This is a genomic window from Wolbachia endosymbiont of Nomada ferruginata, assembly GCF_001675785.1.
Lineage (GTDB): Bacteria > Pseudomonadota > Alphaproteobacteria > Rickettsiales > Anaplasmataceae > Wolbachia > Wolbachia pipientis.
On sequence record NZ_LYUY01000087.1, the window covers coordinates 1 to 5,335 of the forward strand.

Below are 5,335 nucleotides of genomic sequence, written 5' to 3' on the forward strand. Positions count from 1 at the left end.
AATTCGTAATTACTAGGTTAGAAGAAAAGCAGATGTATTTTTTACCTAATGGACTACCAAGAAAAGTTGAATTTAGTTTGAGTTTAAAAAGCTATAGATGACTGTATACTATGTGAGTAAAGAAAATGAGATGTTAGATCTGATTTGCTGGAAACATTACGGATTTACTGATGGAGTAGTGGAATTAGTACTAGCAGAGAACTTAGGTTTGGCAGAATACGGAAGCTTTTTGCCTGCAGGATTAAAGATAAAGCTTCCTACTATTAAGAAAACAGTACAAAAGTCAAAATTAAAGGTCTGGGAATAAATGCAGCCAGATTTTATAATAGATAAATGTGAATCAATTAAAGATAGAGTTATATCATTGCACCTTACAGATGAATCAGGAATAATAGATGATGTAGTTGAAGTGTGTGTTGATTACAGGGATGAAGACATAGATATTCCGAATGAATTGAACATAGCACTAGGTTATAAGGAATTTGGAATCTTTCCAATGGGTATATATACAGTCAACGAAGTGACTATACAGGGTCCACCTAAGACTCTACTAATCAAAGCTCATGCAACAAATTTAAGAATATCTTTGAAGGCAAAAGTATCAAAAGAATGGCGCCAAATTACCATAGAAAACTTAGTAAAAGAAATAGCCCAAAAACATGGATATGGATACAAAGTCGCTGAGGAATTTAAGAATGTATTGATACCCCATATTAATCAGGCAGATGAAAGTGATATAAGTCTGTTAACAAAGATCGCAACAGAGCGTGAAGCAATGGCAAAATTAGCTGGTGGGTATATATTGTTTATTTCAAAGAATATGGCAAAATCAGCCACAGGAAAAGCTTTAGGAACAACGACTATTAGACCTCAAGATACAATTAACTGGAAAGTGCATTTTACCGTACGTGATAAGTATAATTCAGTAGTGGCAAAGTGGCATAGCTATGAAAAGGGTGAAACTATTAAAGAAACAGTTGGTAGCGGCGAGCCAAGTTATATTATGTTAGAAATGTACTCAAATGCAGAATCAGCACTAAGTGCAGCAAATGCTAAGTTAAAACAACTAAAGCGAAATAATGCAGTATTGGATATCACTATACCTGGTAATCCAGAGTTATTTGCAGAAGCTAAACTTAATCTTATAGCTTTTAATCAAGCAGTAGATGGTGAATGGATAGTTAACAGAGCGGAGCATACTTTAAATAGCTCAGGTTACCTTACTATGTTGTCAGCATCTTTGAGTAAGTAATGTTAATAAAAAATGAGTAAATGATCTATTTAATATTAAAAAGATGTTGAATATGGATAAATTGGGTCAAGATACAAAAAACAAGCTGCATTTTTGGTGGCTTATAACAGTAATAGTATGTATTATTGCTACCTATTCCTACATGAAGGCAAGAGCTGCAGATAATTATAAAACGATGTTACGCATTGCTTCTCAAAATTGTAACTTAGAGACTGTAAAATTCTTAGTAGAAAATCTATTAGATATTAATGTGCAGATCCCTAAATTAACAGCACTACATTATGCTGCAGAAGAGGGATGTGCAGAGGTTGTAAAATTCCTAGTAGAAAAAGGAGTTGATATAAATGCTACAAAATATGAAAGATGGACACCTTTACATGCAGCTACATATGAAAGCAAATTGGAGATAATTAGATTTTTATTAGACAAAGGTGCAGACCCTACCATTAGAGACACAGATGGAAAAAATCCAAGAGATGTAGCTGTATTAAGGTCAAGGCACAATAAAGATAAACCTTACAAGGAAATCATAAAGCTACTTGCTAAAGCAGAAGATCAATACGAATCAACAAAAAGTAATCACTAAAGCTGTAAGTTTTCTATAATCTGCATATAAATTTCCAAAACTATCCATAACAAGTTAATATTTTCACATGAAAAAGCAAAAAATCCCAATAGCGGTAATAATAACAATAGTTCTACAGACTGTAGGATTCATATGGTGGTTGGCAAAACTTGACTTACGTGTACACATCCATGATAAATTTATAGAAAAAAACCAAGAACTAATCGAAATAGTCTATCGACTTGAAGAGAGAGTGAAAAACCTCACTGAAGAAGTCAACGAACTTGAAGCTATTCACAAACACAAATAAATTTTACAGTGACAAAGTACATTTTATCTGTAGATGGAGGTGGCATTAGAGGGATAATACCTGCCATTATTCTTGCAGAAATTGAATCTAGGACAAAAAAGCCAATTTCCCAGATTTTTGATTTAATGGCAGGCACCTCAACCGGTGGGATTATTGTTGCTGGACTTTGTAAAAGCAATAAACTTCAATACTCTGCCAATGATTTGGTTGAACTTTACCAAGAGTATGGAGCATATATCTTTCAATCATCATTTTGGAGAAAATCAATTGCTTCTTGGCTGAGTGGTTCTCAGTACTCGTATAGAAATATGGAATTTATTCTCAACAAATACTTTGGTGAAAGTACTATGGCCGATGTTGCGAGTAATCTACTACTCACCAGTTATGACATTCACAATAGTTGTGAGTTTTTCTTCAAAAGTTGGAAAGAAGAAAACATTAAGTTGAAAGATGCACTCAGAGCTACAACAGCTGCCCCAACGTACTTTACACCAAAACGTCTAAAAATTAGCCAAACAGAGAGAGTGTTGATAGATGGCGGAGTGTTTGCTAATAATCCAGCGGCTTGTGCATATGCAAGTGCTAAGAGGTTATTTCCAAATGATGAGATTATACTGCTATCAATAGGCACTGGTGGAACAGATAGAAGTATAAAGTATGCTAACTCAAGGAAATTTGGCAAAATAGGGTGGGTCAAGCCACTACTGAATGTGATGTTTGCTTCTGGATTGGATTGCGTTGATTATCAACTAGAACAAGTAATAGACGATAAATATATAAGAATACAATCGGAATTGAAAGTAGCATCGACTGAGATGGATAACATTACATCAAAAAATATCAAATTTCTTCAACAGGAGGCAAAGGCAATGATAGAGGACAATCAAAAAGTGATAAACAAATTCTGTATAGAAATATTAAATATATAACTATTTTTACTTATATCTTAATATAATATTTCTTAGTACCGTCTTTAACACAATTCAATTTTCACACTCATCAGTAGTTAGGCCACTTGCTCGCACAATAATATCAATAGCAACACCTGCCTTTGCTAGATTTTTTGCAACCTTGATCCTTTCTGTTTTTTTAACTTTTTCCTTGCCACTTTTCATATCTTCAGATAGAGATTTGACTAACGCATCTAATGATTCTTGTTCTCCGTACTCATCCATTAAACTCAATAGCTTTTTGCTTTCTCTTGTTTTAGGTAGCAGAACTTTAATATTCACTGATAATGCATCTGATATTTCATATAATTTATCAAATGTTATAGCAGTATGCCCTCTTTCATAGTCGTGTATTTCCTTGAGTGTTAAACCAACTTTATCAGCCAAATCTTTTTGAGTGTATCTCCTTATCAATCTCCATTCTCTTATTCTTTGCCCTATTCTGTAATATATAGAATCAGTGCAGATTTCTCTCTCTGTACTATCATACTCGTAAATAGATAAACCCGTTGCCTGGGAAATAACATCAGTAGAAACTCCTTCTTTCACTAGATTTTTTGCTATTTCCAACCTTGCCTCTTCTTGATTAATTTTTTCGCTAATATGAACAAACCTGACTAATGAAGGTACTATTTTGCCTAACTTTTGATTCTCGTATATTTTCGTTAGATAGAGTATTTCTTCGTCTTCATCTTTATACTCTCTTACTGTTATTGGTTTAGGTAATAGATCTACAGCATTAACTGATAATACTCTTGCTATTATATATAGTACTCCAATTGGAATAGGAGTATAACCATTCTCATAGCTGTTCACTTCTTGGTATGTTAAACCTACTTGACCTGCTAATCCTATTTGAGTATGACCTCGCATTAACCTACTATTTTCTATTTTTTGCCCTATTCCATAACTAACATTGCTTGCAGAAACAAACACATATACCTCCATTTAAGAAAAAAACTTTATTGCTATAATTTTTTCATGAGCTACCCATCTAAAACTATATCAACAGGTAAACCTACCGCTTGCAAAATAATATCAATAGAAATTCCCCCTTTTACTAAATTCTTTGCAACTTTGATCCTTTCCGCTTTTCTCACTTTTTCTTCACAAATCCGTATCCCTTCAAACAAAGACTTTATTAGTGCATGCCGTAGTTCTTGGCTCTCAATTTCTTTGTATTCTTTAATCAAATCAAGCAGCTCATTTTCCACTGTACTACCTTCATCTTTCTCTATTAGTAGATCTGTAATATTAATCGATAACGCTTCTGCCATTTCATATAATTTATCAAGTGGAACAGCAGTCCTTCCTTGTTCATAGTTGCTTACTTCGTGACGGGTTGTACTCATTTTCTCTCCTAAATCTTTTTGAGTATACTCTCTCACTAGCCTCCATTCTTTTATCTTCTTTCCTATTTGGCAGTAAATAGAACCTCCTTTTTCTTCAACGCATTCATCAGCAGACAGACCAATTGTTTTTGCAACGATATCAACAGAAATTCCTGCTTTAACCAGACCATTTGCAATTTTTATTTTTTCCGATTTTCTACTACTTTTTTCACTGACTTGGACAAATTTGGTTAGCAAACAAAACATCTTACGTAACTCCTGATCGTTAATCTTCTTATATTTTCTTATTAGGTTTAATATTTCTTCTCCCTCATCTTCAAGACAGCTTTTTGATACAGGAATAAGATCCGTAATACTGATTGATAGTGTCTCAGCTATAGCATACAACCTTTCAATTGAAATTCTACGGTTCCCTTTTTCATATTGCAGTATTACCCAGTACTTTACACCAATTTTCTCCGCTAAATCCTTTTGAGTATACCCTCGCTCTAACCTCCAACTTTTCAATTTTTGCCCTACTTCATAGTCTAGACTTTTTTCCACGCAAAAAACCATATATATAATATTTTCTACTATAGCTCAAAGGCTCCAGTAAACTCTGGAACCTTAAAATAAATGAATTAAAGTTCCCTAAAGGTTTCTTTACTACCTCCAAATACCCTATTTACCCATGAAGACAATACTTCATCATTGCTAATCTCTTTTATAGCATACTTTTCACTCCATATGCCACATCTAGTGAAACTACCTCTCTCTACTGCTTCTTTAAGTTTTACTCCCCCAAAGAGGCAATTTTTTCCTATTTCTTCGCCTCTTTTTTGTAACTCAGCCCACATTTCCTTGTTTTCTACTCTGACTTGTACTTGATCATATTTTTTTACATCGTGGTACAATATAACATTTAGC

General features: G+C 33.7%; 8 protein-coding genes and 1 pseudogene. 6 read left to right on the top strand and 3 right to left on the bottom strand.

The features are described 5' to 3' along the window. The 6 genes from BA053_RS05045 to BA053_RS05070 form a co-directional block, all read left to right on the top strand. On the top strand, positions 1–101 hold a 101-nt coding region (locus BA053_RS05045), incomplete at its 5' end, for a phage tail protein (protein ID WP_174525435.1). Next, a complete protein-coding gene (locus tag BA053_RS05050) occupies positions 98–307 on the top strand; it encodes a tail protein X (protein ID WP_065094611.1) in 210 nt (69 codons plus the stop codon). The genes BA053_RS05045 and BA053_RS05050, both read left to right, overlap by 4 nt. Beyond that, on the top strand, positions 308–1,252 hold the full coding sequence (locus BA053_RS05055) for a contractile injection system protein, VgrG/Pvc8 family (protein WP_065094612.1): 945 nt from the start codon (positions 308–310) through the stop codon (positions 1,250–1,252). A gap of 52 nt (positions 1,253–1,304) precedes the next feature. Beyond that, entirely contained in the window at positions 1,305–1,838 is a 534-nt protein-coding gene (locus tag BA053_RS05060; protein WP_065094613.1) for an ankyrin repeat domain-containing protein, read from the top strand. Between the two features lie 67 nt (positions 1,839–1,905). After that, positions 1,906–2,127 (top strand): hypothetical protein, encoded by a 222-nt coding sequence (locus tag BA053_RS05065; protein ID WP_019236453.1) that lies wholly within the window; start codon positions 1,906–1,908, stop codon positions 2,125–2,127. 8 nt (positions 2,128–2,135) lie between these two features. Further along, positions 2,136–3,056 carry a patatin-like phospholipase family protein gene (locus BA053_RS05070; protein ID WP_065094614.1) on the top strand — a complete coding sequence of 307 codons (921 nt, stop codon included), beginning with the start codon at positions 2,136–2,138 and terminating at the stop codon, positions 3,054–3,056. A 54-nt stretch (positions 3,057–3,110) separates the two neighbouring features. Here BA053_RS05070 and wmk (BA053_RS05075) read toward each other — a convergent pair whose 3' ends face one another. From wmk (BA053_RS05075) to BA053_RS07715, 3 genes and pseudogenes are all read right to left on the bottom strand, one after another. Next, positions 3,111–4,025 carry a WO male-killing family protein Wmk gene (gene wmk / locus BA053_RS05075; RefSeq protein WP_065094615.1) on the bottom strand — a complete coding sequence of 305 codons (915 nt, stop codon included), beginning with the start codon at positions 4,023–4,025 and terminating at the stop codon, positions 3,111–3,113. Positions 4,026–4,063: 38 nt separating this feature from the next. Beyond that, positions 4,064–4,984 carry a WO male-killing family protein Wmk gene (gene wmk, locus BA053_RS05080; RefSeq protein ID WP_065106833.1) on the bottom strand — a complete coding sequence of 307 codons (921 nt, stop codon included), beginning with the start codon at positions 4,982–4,984 and terminating at the stop codon, positions 4,064–4,066. 65 nt (positions 4,985–5,049) lie between these two features. After that, positions 5,050–5,335 (bottom strand): annotated as a pseudogene (locus tag BA053_RS07715) (hypothetical protein); the annotation flags it as partial.

Excerpts from the sequence above, each read along its gene's own strand:
- BA053_RS05065 (WP_019236453.1), top strand. The coding sequence starts at position 1,906 with ATGAAAAAGCAAAAAATCCCAATAGCGGTAATAATAACAATAGTTCTA.
- wmk (WP_065106833.1), bottom strand. The coding sequence starts at position 4,984 with ATGGTTTTTTGCGTGGAAAAAAGTCTAGACTATGAAGTAGGGCAAAAA.
- wmk (WP_065094615.1), bottom strand. The coding sequence starts at position 4,025 with ATGGAGGTATATGTGTTTGTTTCTGCAAGCAATGTTAGTTATGGAATA.
- BA053_RS05050 (WP_065094611.1), top strand. The coding sequence starts at position 98 with ATGACTGTATACTATGTGAGTAAAGAAAATGAGATGTTAGATCTGATT.
- BA053_RS05060 (WP_065094613.1), top strand. The coding sequence starts at position 1,305 with ATGGATAAATTGGGTCAAGATACAAAAAACAAGCTGCATTTTTGGTGG.
- BA053_RS05055 (WP_065094612.1), top strand. The coding sequence starts at position 308 with ATGCAGCCAGATTTTATAATAGATAAATGTGAATCAATTAAAGATAGA.